Raw genomic sequence first — 20,079 nt, 5'->3', positions numbered from 1 at the left:
AAGACGATGAATCTGGTTACCATTGAACATTTGACAAAATCATATACGGAGAGGCTGCTGTTTGACGACACATCCTTCTCCATCAACGAGGGGGAGAAGATAGGCCTGATTGGCGTCAACGGCACAGGCAAGTCCACTCTCCTTAAGATTGTTGCGGGCCTGGAAGATGCGGACAGCGGCAGCGTGGTAAGGGGCCGCAGCCTCTACATACGCTATCTGCCCCAGATTCCGGAATTCACAGAGGGAGATACGGTGCTTGAAAGCGTTATGCGGGAAAATGCCGGGGAAACCCATTACAGTTCTCCGGATGAGATGCAGGCCACGGCCAGGAGCATGCTTAACAAGCTTGGTATCACGGAACACGATGCCCTGACATCCACCCTTTCGGGTGGACAGAGAAAGAGGGTGGCCTTGGCCAGCGTGCTTATGAGTACGGCGGACCTTCTGATTCTGGACGAGCCCACCAACCACCTGGACAGCGGTATGGCTGACTGGCTGGAGGAATATCTGAAAGCCTTCCGTGGCGCCCTTATGATGATTACCCATGACCGGTATTTTCTGGACAGCGTGGCGGGACGCATTGTGGAGCTGGATAAGGGAAAGCTTTACAGCTACCAGGCAAATTATGAGGGCTTCCTGTCCCTGAAAGCGGAGCGTATGGAAATGGCCGAGGCATCGGAGCGCAAACGGCAGGCGATTCTGCGCAACGAGATTGCCTGGATGCAGCGGGGCGCCAGGGCGCGTTCCACCAAGCAGAAGGCCCATATACAGCGCTATGAGGAGCTGAGGGACCAGAAGGGGCCGGAATATGACCGCAACGTGGAGCTGGAGTCCATAGCCAGCCGGTTAGGCAGGACCACGGTGGAGGTGAAGGATCTGTGCAAGGCTTACGGGGACAAGGTGCTGATAAAGGACTTTACCTACATTTTCCTGAAAAATGACCGTGTGGGCATCATCGGTCCCAACGGAAGCGGAAAGTCCACCCTGATGAAGATGCTGGCAGGCTGGGTGGAACCGGATTCCGGCACCATACAGATAGGACAGACCGTGAAGATGGGGTATTTCTCCCAGGAAAATGAGGCCATGGATGAAAGCCTTAGGGTGATTGACTATATTAAGAATGTGGCGGAATACGTAAAGACAAAGGACGGCAGTATCAGCGCCAGCCAGATGTTAGAGCGGTTCCTGTTCCCCTCCGGTATGCAGTATACCATCATAGGCCGCCTGTCAGGCGGGGAGAGGCGGAGGCTTTATCTGCTGCGTATCCTTATGGAGGCGCCCAATGTGATACTGTTAGACGAGCCCACCAATGACCTGGATATCCAGACTCTGACCATACTGGAGGATTATCTGGATACATTTCCGGGCATTGTTATAGCCGTATCCCATGACCGGTATTTTCTGGACCGCGTTGTGAACCGCATCTTTGCCTTTGAGGGACAGGGAAAGGTGAGCCAGTATGAGGGCGGATTCACGGATTATCAGATTGCCTGGTCCGCCAGGCATCCCCGGGAGACAGGGGAGCAGAAAGGCGGCAGAGGCGGGGACAGCGATGGCAGCGGGTCCGGCCTTTCCGTGAACCGGAATAACTGGAAGCAGTCGGCCGGCGGAGAAAAGAAGCGCAAGCTTTCCTTTAAAGAGCAGCGGGAATGGGAAACCATTGAGGCTGACATCGCTGACCTGGAACAGTCCATCGGGGATTTAGAGCGGGAAATTGGAAAATCCGCCACCAACTATACCAGGCTCAATGAGCTGATGGAGGAAAAGTCCGCCAGGGAAGCACAGCTGGAGGAGAAAATGGAGCGCTGGATGTATCTTAACGAGCTGGTGGAGCAGATAGAGGCTCAGAAATAACAGCAGGCACAGTATGGAAACTGGTTATCAGATGAGTTACATTTTTCTGATAACCAGTTTTTTTGTGTGAAATAAGATGACGATTTCTGACAAAGAGTGTTGATTTATTGACAAAATGTCGAACTAACTATATACTTTTCTTATCATGTAAGGATTGTCTTAGGAAAGGCGGTAACAGCGATGATAAAGAGATTCCGGATAGACAGGAATGATGGAAGGATATACGCGATGGGAGCGACTGCTGTCTCTGGAGGGGTGCATTTTTCTTTCGCCTCCAAGGGGGAGGCCTGTGCCGTTGTTTTTTATAGGAAAGGGGCCGGAAGTCCCAAGGGAAGAATCGGGTTTCCTGCAAATGCCAGAACAGGAGATGTCTGGAGCATGACTGTGCTGGGCGACTTTTCCGGTCTGGAGTATGTGTACGAGGTGGACGGACAGCAGGTGCCGGACCCTTATGGGAGGAGGTTTACGGGTATGGAGCGCTGGGGAAGCCTGGCGCGTCTGGACAAGCCGGTACGCACACCGGTGGATACAGAGGGGAGCGCGTACGACTGGGAGGAAGACGTCCTTCCCTGCATCCCTTATGACCAGTGTGTGATTTACCACATCCATCCCAGGGGATTTACCAAACATGTCTCCTCCGGCGTGGAGGGAGACAGCCGGGGGACATTTAAGGGCGTGGCGGAGAAGATACCTTATCTCAAAGACCTGGGGATCACCACTGTGGAGATGATGCCCCCGGTGGAGTTTGAGGAGCTAATCATACCGGAGCGTGTGGACGGAAGCCCCTTTGCAGCTGAAAAACCGGACGGAAAGCTGAATTACTGGGGATATACCAGGGGCTATTATTTTGCGCCCAAGTGTGCCTACAGCAGCGGACCTGTGAGGCAGCCTGAACGGGAGTTTAAGGATATGGTGAAGGCCCTGCACAGGGCAGGACTGGAGCTGGTCCTGGAATTGTTTTTCGACGGGAAGGAAGCGCCCTCCTATGTGCTGGATGTGGTCCGCTTCTGGGCTCAGGAATACCATGTGGACGGCGTCCGTCTGGTGGGATACGCGCCTGTGAAGCTTTTGGGTGAGGACCCTTACCTCAGCAGGCTGAAGCTGCTGGCGCCCGGGTGGGACGGTGTGGAGCCGGGGCAGGTAAAACATCTGGCGGAATATAATGACGGGTTCATGATGGATATGCGCAGCTTTCTAAAAGGGGATGAGGACCAGCTTAACCGTCTGGTATACCACATCCGGCATAATCCCCAGCAGGTGGGCGTTATCAACTACATGGCCAATACCAATGGTTTTACCCTGATGGACATGGTATCCTATGACATAAAGCACAATGAGGCCAACGGAGAAGATAACCGGGACGGAACAGACTACAACCAATCCTGGAACTGCGGAGCGGAGGGCCCCAGCAGAAAGAAACGAATCATGCAGATGCGCAGGAAGCAGATACGCAATGCCCTGCTCATGCTGTTTTTGAGCCAGGGAACTCCTCTGCTCATGATGGGAGACGAATTTGGCCGGACCAAGAAGGGAAACAACAACTCCTACTGCCAGGACAACGATATATCATGGCTTAACTGGAGCCTGTTAAATTCCAACAGCAGCATCCATGAATTTGTAAAGCATGTGATTCAATTCAGAAAGGAGCACTCGGTGTTCCATATGGAGAAGGAGCCGGCTCTGATGGATTACCGCTCCGTGGGTCTGCCGGACGTGTCCTACCACGGCCTTAAGACCTGGTGTCCCATGTTTGACCGTTTCCTCCGCCAGCTGGGCATATTATACTGCGGAAAATACGGTAAGAAGCTGGACGGAAGGGAGGACGATTACTTCTACGTTGCATTTAACATGCACTGGGAACCTCATGAGTTCGCCCTTCCCAACCTGCCAAAGGATTTTAAGTGGCATACAGCCTTTAATACGGATGAGGACCAGGTGAACGGCATGTATCCCCGGGGCGGTGAACCGGTTCTGGAGAACCAGAAGTCCATGATGATCATGGCAAGGACCATCGTGGTTCTCATGGGAAAGGAGGTTCCCGCACAGAAGAAAGCTTCCAAGGGAAAGGCAGCAGGAAAAGGGGAAAGAAAGGAAGAGGAAGCAAATGATACTGTCAGAGGAAATGATACGGTATATAGAGAACCACAGGCAGGAGGCTTACAGCCTTCTTCTGGAGCTGGCCAGGATACCGGCGCCCTCAAACCATGAGGAGAGGCGGGCTGAATTCTGTTCAGACTGGCTTAAAGCCCAGGGCGCCAGAGACGTATATATTGACCAGGCCCTTAATGTGGTGTATCCGGCGGATGTAAGGCAGGACAGGCCGGTGGAGGTGTTCATGGCCCATATGGATGTGGTGTTTCCCGATGAGAGCGAACTTCCCCTCAGGGTGGAGGATGGACGTATCTATTGTCCCGGCGTGGGGGACGACACAGCATGTCTGGTATGTCTTTTGCTGGCGGGGAAATATATAGCCGAGCATGTGGATTCCCCCCAGTGGAGGGAAATCCGCAGGGAGGATGCCCCCGGACTTCTGTTGGTGTGCAATGCAGGGGAAGAAGGGCTGGGAAACCTGAAGGGAGTGCACAAAATCTGTGAGGACTTCGGTGACAGGATAGAGCGCTTTTGTACCTTTGACAGCTCTCTTTCCAGCATCGTGGACAGGGCGGTTGGTTCCAAGCGTTTCCGGGTAAGGGTCCGCACCCGGGGCGGTCATTCCTACGATGACTTTGGAAATGATAATGCCATTGCGGGACTGGCGTCCCTGGTGGGGAAGCTGTATGGAATCCGGGTGCCGGAGGGCGGAAAGACTACCTATAATGTAGGCATGATATCAGGAGGGACATCGGTCAATACCATTGCCCAGGAAGCCGAGATGCTGTATGAGTTCCGTTCCGACCGGAGGGAGAACCTGGAATATATGGAACGGCAGTTCATGGAGGTGTTTGACCGGGCAAAGGCAGAGGGGATGGATGTATCCTTTAAGGTCATCGGGGTCAGACCCTGCGAAGGGCAGGTGGACCCGAAACGAAAACAGGCCCTGTCAGACTGGGCTCACAGGGTGGTGGAGGAGATGACCGGGCAAGCGCCGAAACACTGCGCCGGTTCCACGGACTGCAACATCCCGCTGTCTTTGGGAATTCCAAGCGTGTGCGTGGGAAGCTTCCGCGGCGCAGGGGCCCACACCTGGGAGGAATATGTGGAGACAGATTCCCTTGAGGAAGGCTATAAGGTGGCATTCGGCATGATTTTCGGCAGCAGAGATTGATTTTAAGGACAGGCTGTAAAGCTTTCTCGCCCCGGCCAGGTACGGCCGGTCATAATGATTCTTACTAATTCATAGATTTAGAGTGGGTACTCTTATGGAGTGCTCCCGGAACCAGCGCGGGTGTGCGCTTCCGGGAGCATTTTTATATCTGTTTACGCGGCGTCTGGGGGATGCCGGGGAAGCAGACGCTCTGGCGCAGGCCCATAAGAACCATGAATTCGGTAAGAGGGGAGAGACAGATGGCAGATTGGTTTGAACAGCCGGAGGCAGAGGTGCTGGCCGGACTGGACTCCGGCAGGCAGGGAATTGACAGCGGGGAAGCGCAGCAGCGTCTTAAGGAATATGGGGAAAATGTATTGGAGGAGGCCGGGCGGCTCCAGTGGTGGCAGGTATTTCTTGCGCAGTTCAAGGACCTTTTGGTGATCATCCTGATCGGAGCGGCCGCCGTGTCCATGCTCACAGGGGATCCGGAGAGCGCCATGGTCATATTTGCGGTTCTGCTGCTGAATGCGGTGCTGGGTACGGTCCAGCACCAGAAGGCGGAAAAATCCCTGGACAGCTTAAAGCGGCTTTCCTCGCCTGAAGCCAGGGTCCTCAGGGACGGGCGCAGCATGACCATACCGTCCGCTCTGGTGGTGCCGGGGGATATCCTGCTTCTGGAGACCGGAGATATGGTGGCCGCGGACGGAAGACTGCTGGAAGTGTACGGACTGACCGTCAATGAGAGCTCTCTCACAGGAGAATCCCTGGGGGTGGAGAAACACACCGGGGCAGTGAAGGCACGGGAGGGAACCGTGGCATTGGCCGACAGGACCAACATGGTATTTTCCGGCTCCCTGGTGACTTCAGGCCGCGCCGTGGCAGTGGTTACAGCCACGGGAATGAACACGGAAATCGGAAAAATAGCCGTCCTGATGAACGGAACCAAGGAACAGAAGACTCCGCTTCAGGTGAGCCTGGACCGGTTCTCCGGCCATCTGGCCATTGCCATCATCGCCATCTGCGGCCTGGTGTTTTTGCTAAGCCTGTACCGCCGGGAACCGGTGCTGGATGCCCTGATGTTTGCCGTGGCTCTGGCCGTGGCGGCCATACCCGAGGCACTGAGCTCCATCGTCACCATTGTTCAGGCCATGGGCACCCAGAAGATGGCCAGGGAACAGGCTATCATAAAAGATCTGAAGGCGGTGGAGAGCCTGGGATGCGTCTCCGTGATCTGTTCTGATAAGACAGGAACTCTGACCCAGAACCGCATGGATGTGGAGCAGGTGTATATCAACCATACGCAGCAGCAGCCGTCATGGATGGAAAATGAAACAAGAAGGAACGATGTCAGGCTCCTGCTTATGGCTGCGGTTCTTAATAACAACGCCTCCGGCCAGGATGGGGACCCTATGGAGACAGCGCTGTTCAACATGGCCAGAGAGGCGGGGCTTATACCGGAACAGGTCCGGCTCCAGAGTCCGAGAAAGGGGGAGATTCCCTTTGACTCCCGCCGCAAGCTCATGACCACCATAAATGAGATAGAAGGCAGCGATATCGTCTTTGTCAAGGGAGCCGTGGATGTGCTGCTCAAGAAATGTACCCGCCTGGCCAATCCGGCAGCCGGTCAGAAGGCTGGAACGGCCGGGCCGGGGGCCGGGGCCGCCATACCCAGCCGGACCTTGTCGTCCTCGGACCGCCAGAGGATACTGGACCAGAACAGCCGGTGGTCTGCCAGGGGACTCCGGGTCCTGGCCTTTGCATGCCGTCCGTTAAATGAGGCGGGAAAGGAGAACGGCAATTCCGGCTATGCAGAGGCGAAGGCCGGGAACAGCCGGGAACAATCATCCCTGTCAGGCAGGCTGGAGGATGACCTGGTGTTTCTGGGCCTCACCGCCATGATGGACCCGCCCAGACCGGAATCACGCCAGGCAGTGGCCAGCGCCAGGCAGGCAGGCATACGTCCTGTGATGATTACAGGGGACCACAAAGTGACTGCCATGTCCATAGCAGAGAGGATCGGTATCTTTACGCCGGGAAATATGGCGGTGACAGGAGCTGAGCTGGACCGCATGGAAGAGGAGGATTTGAACCGGAACCTGGAGCACATTTCGGTCTATGCCAGGGTGTCGCCGGAGCACAAGATACGCATTGTGAGGGCGTGGCAGAACCGGGGGCATATCGTGGCAATGACCGGAGACGGCGTCAATGACGCCCCGGCCCTTAAGAAGGCTGATATCGGCGTGGCCATGGGCATCACGGGAACCGAGGTGTCCAAGGATGCGGCGTCCATGATACTGGCGGACGACAACTTTGCCACCATCATAAAGGCGGTTTCCAACGGCAGGAATGTATACAGGAACATAAAGAATTCCATCCAGTTCCTTCTGTCGGGAAATATGGCAGGGATTTTCTGCGTATTATATACGTCTCTGCTGTCCCTGCCGCTGCCCTTTAAGCCGGTGCATCTGCTGTTCATCAACCTTATAACGGACTCCCTGCCGGCCATAGCCATAGGAATGGAGCCCCCGGAGGAAGGGCTTCTAAAGGAGCCGCCCAGAAATCCAAAGGAGGGTATCCTCACGGCCTCCTTTATACGGGATATCCTGGTCCAGGGAGCCCTGATTGCGGCAGCCACCATGTGGGCCTATACCACCGGACTTCATGAGGGCGGCGCGGGCAGGGCCTGTACCATGGCATTTTCCACCCTCACCCTGGCCCGGCTGTTCCACGGATTCAACTGCCGGAGCAGCCACTCCATCATACGTCTTGGGCTGGGAAGCAATCTGTACAGCGTCATGGCGTTCCAGCTGGGAGTGGTTTTGCTGGCAGCGGTGCTCTTTGTGCCGGGCTTGCAAATCATGTTTGCCGCAGCCGACTTAAGCCTGAGCCAGCTTACCACCCTGGCGGCGGCCGCATTCCTGCCCACCCTGGTAATCCAGATACATAAGATACTCCGGGAATCCATTTATTAGGAAGAAGACCCCTGACAGGGAGAAAGGGCGATTTCTGAAATAATGGCAAAATCGTAGAAAAATTCGGAAAAATGTGATAGAGTAAACATGAGATACACGTAATGGTATGAGCAGGAGGGCATTATGAGACTAGTTACATATGAAATCGAACACAAATCCGGACTTGGAGTCATCAGCAGGGACGGAAGCTGGGTCTATCCCCTTGCTTCCCTGGATATGGATTATAAGTCCATGCAGGAGCTGATAGAGACCATCAGCGATTCGGAGAAGCAGCTGCTGGAATACGCGTCTGGCCAGGACCCGTATAAGGTCAGGGGTGCTGCCCCTATTGGGGAGGTAAGCCTTTTAGCTCCGATTCCCCACCCGCGGCAGGATGTTATCTGCCTGGGAATCAATTATATGGCTCACGTAGAGGAATCAGCCAGATTTAAGAAGGAAGCATTTGACGGGGAAAGACCCTATGCCATCTATTTTTCCAAGCGGGTGAACCGGGCCACGGATCCCGGGGCAGGAATCCCCAGCCACCGGGATATTGTGACGGATTTGGATTACGAGGCAGAGCTGGCAGTCATCATAGGCCGCGAGGCATCCCATGTCAGAGAGGAAGAGGTAAAGGACTATATATTCGGATATACCATCATCAATGACGTCAGCGCCAGGACCCTGCAGACACGGCATAAGCAGTGGTATTTCGGCAAGGGGCTGGACGGCTTTTTGCCCATGGGACCATGCATAGCCACTGTGGATGAATTGTCTTATCCGCCCAAGGTGCAGGTACAGTCCAGGGTGAACGGCGAGCTTCGCCAGGACAGCAATACGGAACTGCTCATATTTGATATCAGCCACATTGTAAGCGAACTCTCCCAGGGAATGACCTTACAGCCCGGAACCATTATTGCCACAGGGACCCCGGCCGGAGTGGGCATGGGCTTTGACCCGCCTAAATTCCTGGTTCCGGGAGATGTGGTGGAGTGTACCATAGAAGGGATAGGAACCATCGCCAACAAAGTGACAGACTGAAAGGAGACAGATGAAAATGGATTATTTACCTATGACAATACGCAAACAGAAGAACATTGCCCTGATTGCCCACGACCAGAAGAAACGGGAACTGATACAGTGGTGCGGAGAGCATAAGGATATACTGTCCAAGCATTTCCTTTGCGGGACCGGCACAACGGCCCGTATGATTACGGATGCAACCAACCTGCCTGTAAAGGGGTATAACAGCGGCCCTCTGGGCGGCGACCAGCAGATTGGGGCCAAGATTGTGGAAGGAAAAATTGATTTTGTTATTTTCTTTTCCGACCCGCTGACAGCGCAGCCCCACGATCCGGACGTTAAGGCTTTGTTAAGGATTGCCCAGGTCTATGACATCCCCATTGCAAATAACAAGGCCAGCGCGGATTTCATGATTACTTCTCCCCTTATGGATGAAGAATACGAGCATGACGTGGTTAATTTCAGACAGAATATTGCTGAGAGGGCAAATACCCTTTAGGAGTAGGATATACAGCGGGCGTGCTGATATCAGACCGAAGAATGAATAAACTTACAAGGGGGCAATAATATGGAACAGAAATTATATGATTTGATGGATTGGGCAGGGATTGAAGAACTGGTGTATTCGGAAGCATCCAATCCCCATGCCATGCTGGGACCCCATCTGACAGAGGAGGGACTTCTGATTCAGGCGCTGGTACCCACCGCGGCTGAAATCAGTGTAAAGATTTCCTCAACCGGGAAGAAATATCCCATGGAACTGGCGGACGAGGCTGGCTTTTTCGCGGCGCTGATACCACGCAAGAGCAAGACGCCCTATACCCTGGTGGTCACCTATGACAATGGGGTGACGGAGGAACTCTATGATCCCTATTCATTTGCTCCCCAGTACCGGGAAGAAGATCTGAAGAAATTTGCAGCGGGCATCCACTATACGATTTATGAGAAGATGGGCGCCCATCCCATGACCATTGACGGAGTATCCGGCGTGTACTTTTCCGTGTGGGCGCCGTGCGCCATGCGCGTCAGCGTGGTGGGGGATTTCAACCTTTGGGATGGAAGACGCCATCAGATGCGCCGCCTGGGAGAAGGGGACGGCAGTGTGTTCGAGCTGTTCATTCCCGGCCTGCATGAAGGTGAGATATATAAGTACGAGATAAAGACAAGAGCAGGGGATCCCATGCTGAAGGCGGATCCCTATGCAAACTACGCAGAGCTGCGTCCCAATAACGCGTCTATTGTATGGAATATTGATAAATATAAATGGAACGACAAGTCATGGATGGATCAGAGGGCAAAAACAGATACAAAGGACAAGCCCATGAACATATATGAGGTTCATCTGGGCTCCTGGATCCGCAAGGAGACGGTCAAGGATGAGACAGGAAAGGACCTGGTGGGTTCCGAATTCTATAATTACCGCGAGCTGGCCCCAAGGCTGGCGGAGTACGTAAAGGACATGGGATATACCCATGTGGAGCTCATGCCTGTGATGGAGCATCCTCTGGATGAATCCTGGGGCTATCAGGTTACAGGGTATTATGCCCCAACCAGCCGTTACGGTGCTCCTGAGGATTTCATGTACTTTATGGATTATATGCACGGACAGGGAATCGGCGTCATACTTGACTGGGTGCCGGCCCATTTCCCCAGGGATGCCTATGGAATGGCTGTATTTGACGGCACCTGCGTCTATGAGCACATGGACCCCAGGAAGGGATCCCATCCCCATTGGGGCACCCTGATATACAATTACGGCCGTCCCGGCGTGTCAAATTTTCTGATTGCCAATGCGCTGTTCTGGGCGGACAAGTACCATGCGGACGGAATCAGGATGGATGCGGTTGCCTCCATGCTCTATCTGGACTATGGAAAGAATGACGGCGAGTGGGTGCCCAACCTATATGGCGGCAATGAAAATCTGGAGGCAATGGAATTCCTGAAGCATCTGAATTCCGTATTCAAGGGCCGGAAGGACGGAACGGTCATCATAGCGGAGGAGTCCACTGCGTGGCCAATGATTACAGGCGATCCGAAAGAGGGCGGCCTGGGATTTAATTATAAGTGGAACATGGGCTGGATGAATGATTTCACCAACTATATGAGATGCGATCCCCTGTTCAGGAAAAACAATTATGGGGAGCTGACATTTTCCATGCTGTATGCTTACAGCGAGGACTTTGTGCTGGTATTCTCACACGATGAGGTGGTTCACGGCAAGGGTTCCATGATTGGCAAGATGCCGGGCGAAACCCTGGAAAAGAAGGCCGAGAACCTGAGGGCTGCCTATGCCTTTATGATGGGACATCCCGGAAAGAAGCTGCTGTTCATGGGTCAGGAATACGCCCAGGTGGCAGAATGGAATGAGGGCGCGTCCCTGGAGTGGGGACTGTTGGAGTATCCTGTTCACAAAAACATGCAGGATTATGTGAAGGCGCTTAACAGGCTGTACCGCGAGCACCCGGCCCTGTATGAGATGGATTATGATCCCGATGGGTTTGAGTGGATTAATTGCAGCTATCAGAATGAGAGCATAATCATATTCCTGCGAAAGAGCAGAAAAAATAAGGAAACCCTTCTCTTTATCTGCAATTTTGACAACATGGAGCACGAGAAATTCCGCGTGGGAGTTCCCTTCCACGGCAAGTATAAGGAGATATTCAACACCGACTCCAGGGACTTTGGCGGGGAAGGCAGGGTCAACGGACGTGCCAAGACATCCCGGAAGCTGGAATGGGATGAAAAGGACAATTCCATTGAAGTCTATATACCGCCAATGAGCGTCAGCATCTACACATGCACACAGGTGGAAGAAGCCGTGAAATCTGAGGCAAAGAAGCCTGGGGTTAAAAAGGCGGCAGATAAAAAGCCTGCGGATAAAAAGCCTGCGGCCAGGAAAAAGGTGTCCGGTAAAACAGCATCTCCAAAGAAGGCAGATACCGTGGCACAGGAAGCAGAGATGGCCGCGGCTGCAAAGGATGGACAGAAGCGGATGGCTGCGTCCGGGGCAGGGCAGGAGCAGATAAGCACCTCCAGGGAAGAACAGAAGCAGATTGGCATGTCCGGGGAAGAGCAGAAGCAGATTGGCATGTCCGGGGAAGAGCAGAAGCAGATTGGCATGTCCGGGGAAGAGCAGAAGCGGATTGGCACCTCCAAGAAAGAGCAGAAGCAGATAAGCACGTCCAAGAAGAAACAGGAGCAGATAGGTACTTCCAAGAAAGAGCAGAAGCAGATAAGCACGTCCAAGGAGGAGCAGAAGCAGATAAGTACTTCCAGGGAAGAACAGAAACAGATAGGCACGTCCAAGGAGGAGCAGAAGCAGATAGCCACATCCAGGGAGGAGCAGAAGCAGATAAGCACGTCCAGGGAGGAGCAGAAACAGATAAGCACGTCCAAGGAGGAGAAGAAGCAGATAAGCACTTCCAAAAAGAGCCGGAAGCAGATTGGGACAGCTAAGAAGAACCAGAAGCAGATAACCGCTTCAAAACCCGAAGATAGTAAAACAAAATAGGCGAATGGGAATAACTGGAGCGCAAGGCCGGGGGCTTTGCGCTCCCTGTCATTATATGGTATAATGGTGAAAGACACTGGCCGGACCGTGGGCAATCCCGGAGGGATGGTATGGTAAAGGATGCATGACACGGTTACGCAGAGCGCAAATTGGACAAACAGCCGGAAGAAAGCAGGCTGCAGACACATTCTGGTGCGATTGGGGTGGGGTATGTTTTCTTATATTAAAAATCAGTGGCTTTCAATATCGTTGAAAAAAAAGCTGGGTGCATTTTCCGTCGTTGTCATTTTGGTGATGGGTCTGTCCATTGCCTTTAATATGCTGGTCATGAATTTCTCCCTGGAGAGTTTTAACGTGATACTCAATGACAATTCCCTCTGCTATGATGTGCAGGAGTCCATGGAGCAGGAAGCGGATGCCTTTGAACTCTATGTGAGGGAGCGGTCCTGGGAGAATGCAAAGCAATACAGGCTGGCCTGTTTTAAGACGGAGAGCAGTATAGACGCTCTGCCCTTTGACTATGATGTCATTGGACCAGAGCGGTATGCCAGGACGTGGAATATTAAGAATGGCTATGAAGGCTACCAGTATTTCCGGGACCAGGTCCTTCACATGGACCAGTCGGATGACGGATTTGTGATGCAATTGTACAGGGTATATGGAATGCAGGGTTATCTGCAGACCTATGCCAGAAGGCTGATGCAGTCCACCCTGAAGGAGGGAAAGCGCAGCTATCAGGAAAAGGTTCCCCTCCTCTATGACCTTCCCTACATGATTATGGCCTGTTCCGTTCTGATGATTATTACGGTCATCTGCCTGACCAAGCTTCTGTCCGATACCCTGATTGCCCCTATGGTAAAACTGGCCCACAGTTCCAGGGAGATAGCCAGAAATGATTTTGGGGGCGAGGACCTGGTGGTGGAAAACCGGGATGAGATGGGAGAGCTGGTCCAGGCATTTAATAAGATGAAACATGCCACAGAGGGGTATATCAATACCCTGAAGGAGAAAAATGAGATGGCGGAGCGCCTTCATAAGGAGGAGGTGGAGCGCATCGAGATGGAGAAACGTCTGGATGCGGCCCGCCTGGAACTTCTTAAGAGCCAGATTAATCCGCATTTCCTGTTTAATACACTGAACATGATTTCCTGCATGGCTAAACTGGAGGAAGCCCAGACCACAGAGCGGATGATATCCAGTCTGGGAAATCTCTTCCGCTATAATCTCAAGACCTCAGAGCAGATTGTGCCTCTGGACCAGGAGCTTAAGGTGGTGCAGGATTATATGTACATACAGCAGATGCGTTTTGGCAGCCGTGTCAGTCATAACTTCCGGGTGGAGGTGGACGGCAGCGAGACTATGATACCGGCCTTTACCCTTCAGCCGCTGGTGGAAAATGCCATCATACACGGCATAGCCAGGAAGGAAGAAGGGGGACGGATATTTTTAAGGATATGGAAACAGAAGGATAAGCTAGTCATTTCCCTGGCGGACACCGGAGTTGGTATGGATGAAGAGACGCTGAAACGGCTTATGGACGCACTTAAGGGACATCGGACGGCCAGGGTGGGCATTGGGCTGGGGAACATATACCAGAGGATTAAATCCATGTATGAGGATGGGGGTTTGAGAATTTACAGCAGGGCCGGCAAGGGGACTGTGGTGCAGATTATCCTGCCTGCCGTCCGGGAAGAGGACTATCAGAAGATATAAGGGGGAGCCAATGTTACGTTTACTGATTGCGGATGATGAGATGATTGAGAGACAGGTCCTTTACAAGACGCTGCAGAAGAATCTGGGGGACAGATGCCGGATATTCCAGGCAGCCAATGGCAGGGAAGCCCTTAAAATCTATGAGGAGGAAAAGATACAGATTGCTATTCTGGATATTGAGATGCCGGGTATAAACGGCATAGAAGCAGCCCAGCAGATTCGGCAGGCGGACAAGGACTGCTGCATCATATTCCTGACAGCATTTGACGAGTTTTCCTATGCAAAAAAGGCCATTACGGTAAGGGCCCTGGATTATCTTCTGAAGCCTTACGACGAGCAGGAGCTGATGCTGGTGGTGGAGGAGGCCATGCATATAGCGGGGGAGCAACGGCAGAGCGGAGGGGATGAGGATGAAAATGAGAACCCCGTGACGGCGGACACAGAAGATCCGGAGGACGGAGGACATGCCCGCCTGTCTAAGGTTACGTCATTAATCAGCCAGTACATACATGAAAATTATATGTTTGACATTTCCATGCAGGATGCCGCAAGGGCCATGAATTATTCAGAGGCCTATTTCTGCAAGCTGTTCAAGCAGTGTTTTGACCAGAATTTCACATCCTACCTGACACGGTACAGGATAAAGGAGGCCAAGAAGATGCTGGAACAGCCAACGGTTAATGTGAAGGAGATTGGAAGGGCAGTGGGCTACGGTGATTCCAATTACTTTGCAAAGGTGTTCAAGCGCATAACGGGTCAGAGTCCCACGGAGTACAGATTGTCTATTTTCCAGAAGGGATAAAGATTGTATAAAGACGATATATGTAATATTTGCATAAATGGATGAAGGAAACAGGTTAAAATCCTACTATGATTCACAAAAATTTACTATATTCAGAAACGTGAAATACTCTTATAATAAAGTCAGCGTTAAGAAAACATAAAAAAATCATGTGAGAACATGAAAAAAGTATTAAGAGGAGGACAAGTTTCATGAAAAAAAGATGGATTAGCACCGCATTGTGTGCAGCGATGGTAGCCGGTTCCCTGGCAGGCTGTGGCTTAAAGAGCCCTGATACAGCAGCCACAGCAGCTCCCGCAGCAACTGAGGCACCTGCTACAGAGGCCGCAAAGACAGAGGGGGATGCAGCCGAGGAGGCTAAGACCGAAGCAGCAGCTGATACCAGCGATATGCCGGAGGTTACCCTGGTTATGGCAGAGGTTAACCCGCTGGATACCATTGTTGGACAGACTGATTCTAAGTTTAAGGAAACCGTTGAGGAGATGTCCGGCGGCAAGATTAAGATTGACCTGCAGGCCAGCGGTGTCCTTGGTTCAGAGAACGACGTTCTTGATACCATGCTGGGCGGCGGCGGCACCATTGATATTTCCCGTATTTCCGCGTTTGCCCTGACAAGCTACGGCGCTGAGAAGTCCGTGCTTCTGTCCATTCCTTATACATTTGCAAACCGTGACCACTTCTGGAAGTTTGCTGACAGCGATCTGGCTCCTGAGTTCTTGATGGAACCGCATGACAACGGACTTGGCGTAAGAGGCCTGTACTACGGCGAGGAAGGTTTCCGTCACTTCTTCACTGTTAAGGAAGTTAAGGGCTTAGATGACTTAAAGGGCATGAAGCTGCGTGTGTCCAACGACCCGATCATGAACGGTATGGTGGAAGGCCTTGGCGCAAGCCCAACGGTAGTTTCCTTCAACGAACTGTACTCCGCGCTTCAGACAGGTGTTGTGGACGGTGCTGAGCAGCCAATCGCTAATTACAAGTCCAACGCATTCCAGGAAGTTGCTCCAAACCTGATTTTGGACGGCCATACACTGGGCGCAATCCAGGTTATCATCACGGATGAAGCTTGGGATAAGCTGACAGAAGAGCAGCAGAACATCCTGGTGGAAGCCGGCAAGGTTGCATCTCAGTTCAACAGAACTATTTCCGAGGATAAGGAAAAAGAGGTTCTTGATGCTTTGAAGGCTGAGGGTGTCAACGTGGTTGAGGTTCCTGATATCAAGCCATGGCAGGATGCTTGTAAAGACATCATCGAGTCTTCTACAAAGGACCAGGCTGAACTGTATCAGCAGATTCTTGACATGAACAAATAATAAACGGCAATCAGACAGGCACAGGGCAAATGAATAAACTCTGTGCCTGTAGTTCTTGAAAGGGGAATCAATATGCCTGTAATATTTCAAAAGATTGATAAAATCAGGCCTGCATATGATATGACATACAGGGCCGTACTGTTCCTTTGCAAGCTGCTTCTGGTAGTGGATATCCTTATCACAAGCATGGCTGTGGCAGGAAGGTACATTTCGTTCATTCCCGACCCTGCGTGGAGTGAAGAGGTAGTTCTGACCTGTATGTCCTATATGGCAGTGCTTTCGGCAGCTCTTGCCATCAGAAGGGGCGCCCATATACGCATGACCGCGTTTGACCGGTATCTGCCCCCCAAGCTGGTAAGAAGCCTGGATATCATCGCTGACTTGGCAGTGCTTGTGCTTGCAGTCATTATGATTACGGTGGGCTGGAAGTATGCCACGGGAATCGGCTCAAAGGGTACATATGTGAGCATGCCTAAGGTCTCCAGGTTCTGGATGTATTTCCCGGTGCCTCTGGCCGGCGTGGCCATGCTGGTTTTCGAAGTAGAGGCATTATATAATCATGTAAAGAGCTTCTTTGTAAAGGAGGGGATGGAGTAATGGATGCAAATAGCATGGCAATTCTGGTTTTGCTGGGCAGTTTCTTCCTGATGGTATTCCTGCGTTTTCCCATCGCCTATGCGGTGGCGCTTTCATCTGTGTTCTGCCTTCTATTCCAGGGACATAACCTGACCACCATCTGCCAGCAGATGGTAAAGGGCATTAGCTCCTTCAGCCTGATGGCAGTTCCTTTCTTTATCACCATGGGATGCCTGATGGGTTCAGGCGGTATTTCCGAAAAGCTGATTGCACTGGCCAATGCATGTGTTGGCTGGATGCGGGGCGGCATGGCAATGGTTAATATTGTCGCTTCCTACTTCTTTGGCGGTATCTCAGGTTCCGCATCAGCAGATACGGCTTCCCTTGGCTCTATCCTGATTCCCATGATGGTGGACCAGGGATACGATGACGATTTCTCAACAGCTGTAACCATTACCTCATCCTGTGAGGGACTGTTGGTGCCTCCCAGTCACAATATGGTCATCTATGCCACCACGGCAGGCGGCATCTCCGTGGGAAGCCTTTTCCTGGCAGGATATATTCCTGGAGCACTGCTGGCCGTAACGCTGATGATAGGATCCTATATCATTTCCGTTAAGCGCAATTACCCGAAGGGCGAGAAGTTCAGCATCATCAACCTGATTAAGCAGCTGAGTGTTTCCTTCTGGGCACTGGCAGCTGTGCTGATAGTTGTATTTGGCGTGGTAGGCGGCGTGTTTACGGCCACAGAGTCCGCAGCGGTTGCTGTTATCTACAGCCTGATTGTCAGCGTGTTTATCTACAAGGGACTGGACTGGAAGGGAGTCTGGAGAGTACTGGGAGACAGCGTGGACACCCTGTCTATCGTAATGATTCTGATTGCCACATCCAGTATTTTCGGATACTGCCTGACCCAGCTGCATGTGCCTGATCTGGCTGCCAGCGCAATCACAGGCATGACCAATAACCCCATTCTTCTGGCCCTGCTGCTGAACCTGATTCTTCTGGTACTTGGATGTATCATGGATATGGCGCCAATCATCCTGATTGCAACCCCCATCCTGCTTCCCATCGCAACATCCATCGGTCTGGACCCGATTCAGTTTGGTATCATGGTAGTGCTTAACTGCGGTATCGGACTTCTGACACCTCCTGTTGGTGCAGTTCTTTTCATTGGCTCTGCGGTTTCCAAGGTGCCTATGGAGCGGGTGGTTAAGGCTACGCTTCCATTCTACCTGTGTATGATTATTACTCTGCTGCTGATTACCTTTATTCCGTCTGTCAGCATGTGGCTTCCATCTGTACTGGCCCATTAATTACTGGATACGGGAAAATGATGTTTCGTGTTAAAATAATCTCAGAGTGGCGGCCCTGTCGCCACTCTGTTAAGATTCAGGACATCCGCACAAGGAGCATATGAATGAGATACACATACACATACAGGACAACGGCGCGGGATTTATGGCAGCTTTCCATGTATTATATATACGGTTCTCTGGCAGGACTTTGCAATATCATATTTACAGTGGCGGCCTTTGCACTGGGATTTTCCAGGTGGGACCAGGCCCAGGGACTCATGAGGTGCCTCATCGTTCTGGGTTGCTGCCTTTTTACAGTCATTCAGCCGCTGATGATTTATGTCAAGGCAAAAAAACAGACGGCGGGGATTACCCAGGACACCCAGGTTACCATTGACGACAATGGGCTTCACATTCGGGTGGGAAATGATACATCAGATTTGCCGTGGAATTCTGTGAAACGGATATCCAGGAAACCTGCCATGATTATCGTATTCAGCGATACCACCCATGGATTTGTATTTACAAACCGTGTGCTTGGAAATGAGAAAGAAGAATTTTACCGTTATGCCGCCTCAAAGGTGGAAGGCAGGACTGTGCATAATTAAAGGAAAGGCCTGCCTTGACCGGGTCTGGTAACTGGGGTATGATATATCCGAAGGGAGGGACGGCTGCTTGAGAAAAAATGTGATTTACCTGATGGCCTGCGCCGCTGTCATGATTCTGGCCGCATCCTGCGCAGGCAGCGGTAAGGACGGTACGGCACAGAAGACAGTTCCGGAGTTCGTCCTGACATATGCTGAGAATCAGGCGGAGGATTATCCCACCACCCAGGGAGCTTATAAATTTGCAGAGCTGGTATATGAAAAGACCGGGGGCAGGGTGGAGATACAGGTCAATGCCGGCGGTGTTCTCGGAGACGAGAAAACGGTGATTGAACAGCTGCAGTTTGGCGGCGTGGATTTTGCCAGGGTATCCCTGTCGCCCCTTGCCGAGTTCGTGCCAAAGCTGAATGTGCTTCAGATGCCCTACCTGTATACGGGACGGGAGCACATGTGGAAAGTGCTGGAGGGGCCGATTGGTACGGATTTCATGAATTCCTTCGGCGGTTCCAGCCTGGTGCCGCTGTCCTGGTATGATGCGGGCGCCCGTAATTTCTACAGTACGGACAGGCCCATTGAGTCTCTGGACGACATGAAGGGACTTAAAATCAGGGTTCAGGAATCTGAACTGATGATGGATACGATTCAGGCTCTGGGGGCAACGCCGGTACCCATGGCTTTTGGGGATGTATATTCAGGCCTGCAGACAGGGGAGATAGACGGGGCCGAGAACAACTGGCCTTCTTATGAGTCCACCAGGCATTATGAGGTGGCCAAATATTTCACTTTGGACGAACACACCAGGGTTCCGGAGCTTCAGCTGGCAGCCCAGTCCACCTGGGATAAGCTGCCGGAGGAATACGGGAACATTATACGGGACTGTGCCCGGGAATCGGCTCTGTATGAGCGTGAACTGTGGGCTGAGCGCGAGAGAACCTCAGAAGACAGGGTCAGGAGAGCAGGCTGTGTGGTGACGGAGCTGGATGCCAGGGAAAAAGAACGGTTCCGGGAAGCCGCGGCCCCTATGTACGAAAAATACTGTTCTGAATATGTGGATATCATTGACGACATTATGGATGCGGGAAGACAGTGACAGGATTTGGATAAAATATGAAATAGAATATTGGGTAAAAATAAGACCATGGTTCTGCGGAGGGAGCCATGGTCTTATTTTACAATTGATATTTTA

15 protein-coding genes are annotated in these 20,079 nt (G+C 52.2%); all 15 read left to right on the top strand.

Translation table 11 applies throughout. The features are described 5' to 3' along the window. The first annotated feature begins 6 nt into the window (after positions 1–6). The 15 genes from LA360_RS17140 (at position 7) to LA360_RS17070 (ending at position 19,983) form a co-directional block, all read left to right on the top strand. The gene (locus LA360_RS17140) at positions 7–1,854 is read left to right on the top strand and encodes an ABC-F family ATP-binding cassette domain-containing protein (RefSeq protein WP_022203067.1); all 1,848 of its coding nucleotides are present in this window, start codon (positions 7–9) and stop codon (positions 1,852–1,854) included. 180 nt (positions 1,855–2,034) lie between these two features. Further along, positions 2,035–4,062, top strand: a complete 2,028-nt coding sequence (locus LA360_RS17135; protein ID WP_089776326.1) for an alpha-amylase — start codon at positions 2,035–2,037, stop codon at positions 4,060–4,062. A gap of 79 nt (positions 4,063–4,141) precedes the next feature. Next, the gene (locus LA360_RS17130) at positions 4,142–5,119 is read left to right on the top strand and encodes a M20/M25/M40 family metallo-hydrolase (RefSeq protein WP_089776329.1); all 978 of its coding nucleotides are present in this window, start codon (positions 4,142–4,144) and stop codon (positions 5,117–5,119) included. Between the two features lie 82 nt (positions 5,120–5,201). Then, the gene (locus LA360_RS17125) at positions 5,202–5,375 is read left to right on the top strand and encodes a hypothetical protein (protein ID WP_207657882.1); all 174 of its coding nucleotides are present in this window, start codon (positions 5,202–5,204) and stop codon (positions 5,373–5,375) included. Further along, positions 5,359–8,073 (top strand): cation-translocating P-type ATPase, encoded by a 2,715-nt coding sequence (locus LA360_RS17120; protein ID WP_022203064.1) that lies wholly within the window; start codon positions 5,359–5,361, stop codon positions 8,071–8,073. The genes LA360_RS17125 and LA360_RS17120 overlap by 17 nt, the downstream gene beginning before the upstream one ends. A gap of 123 nt (positions 8,074–8,196) precedes the next feature. After that, complete coding sequence (locus LA360_RS17115; RefSeq protein ID WP_112481425.1) at positions 8,197–9,093, top strand: fumarylacetoacetate hydrolase family protein; 897 nt, start codon at positions 8,197–8,199, stop codon at positions 9,091–9,093. A 16-nt stretch (positions 9,094–9,109) separates the two neighbouring features. Then, complete coding sequence (locus LA360_RS17110; RefSeq protein WP_022203062.1) at positions 9,110–9,574, top strand: methylglyoxal synthase; 465 nt, start codon at positions 9,110–9,112, stop codon at positions 9,572–9,574. Between the two features lie 69 nt (positions 9,575–9,643). Then, positions 9,644–12,586, top strand: coding sequence for a 1,4-alpha-glucan branching protein GlgB (gene glgB, locus LA360_RS17105; RefSeq protein WP_112481424.1), 2,943 nt, complete (start codon positions 9,644–9,646; stop codon positions 12,584–12,586). 210 nt (positions 12,587–12,796) lie between these two features. Next, positions 12,797–14,299, top strand: coding sequence for a sensor histidine kinase (locus LA360_RS17100; protein ID WP_057571399.1), 1,503 nt, complete (start codon positions 12,797–12,799; stop codon positions 14,297–14,299). Positions 14,300–14,309: 10 nt separating this feature from the next. Beyond that, a complete protein-coding gene (locus LA360_RS17095; protein ID WP_022203059.1) occupies positions 14,310–15,101 on the top strand; it encodes a response regulator transcription factor in 792 nt (263 codons plus the stop codon). Positions 15,102–15,292: 191 nt separating this feature from the next. Next, positions 15,293–16,414, top strand: coding sequence for a TRAP transporter substrate-binding protein (locus LA360_RS17090; RefSeq protein ID WP_022203058.1), 1,122 nt, complete (start codon positions 15,293–15,295; stop codon positions 16,412–16,414). A gap of 72 nt (positions 16,415–16,486) precedes the next feature. After that, positions 16,487–17,011: a TRAP transporter small permease gene (locus LA360_RS17085; protein ID WP_022203057.1), complete on the top strand. Its 525-nt coding sequence runs from the start codon at positions 16,487–16,489 to the stop codon at positions 17,009–17,011. Continuing rightward, a complete protein-coding gene (locus LA360_RS17080; protein ID WP_022203056.1) occupies positions 17,011–18,306 on the top strand; it encodes a TRAP transporter large permease in 1,296 nt (431 codons plus the stop codon). Before LA360_RS17085 ends, LA360_RS17080 begins: the two co-directional genes overlap by 1 nt. Before the next feature lie 104 nt (positions 18,307–18,410). Beyond that, complete coding sequence (locus LA360_RS17075; protein ID WP_022203055.1) at positions 18,411–18,896, top strand: YcxB family protein; 486 nt, start codon at positions 18,411–18,413, stop codon at positions 18,894–18,896. Positions 18,897–18,963: 67 nt separating this feature from the next. Continuing rightward, positions 18,964–19,983 carry a TRAP transporter substrate-binding protein gene (locus LA360_RS17070; RefSeq protein WP_022203054.1) on the top strand — a complete coding sequence of 340 codons (1,020 nt, stop codon included), beginning with the start codon at positions 18,964–18,966 and terminating at the stop codon, positions 19,981–19,983. Positions 19,984–20,079 lie beyond the last annotated feature (96 nt).

It is taken from the genome of Enterocloster clostridioformis (assembly GCF_020297485.1).
In the GTDB taxonomy this organism is placed as follows: domain Bacteria; phylum Bacillota; class Clostridia; order Lachnospirales; family Lachnospiraceae; genus Enterocloster; species Enterocloster clostridioformis.
The sequence above is the reverse complement of the archived record's forward strand: the minus strand, read 5'-3'. Positions and strand labels throughout refer to the sequence as shown.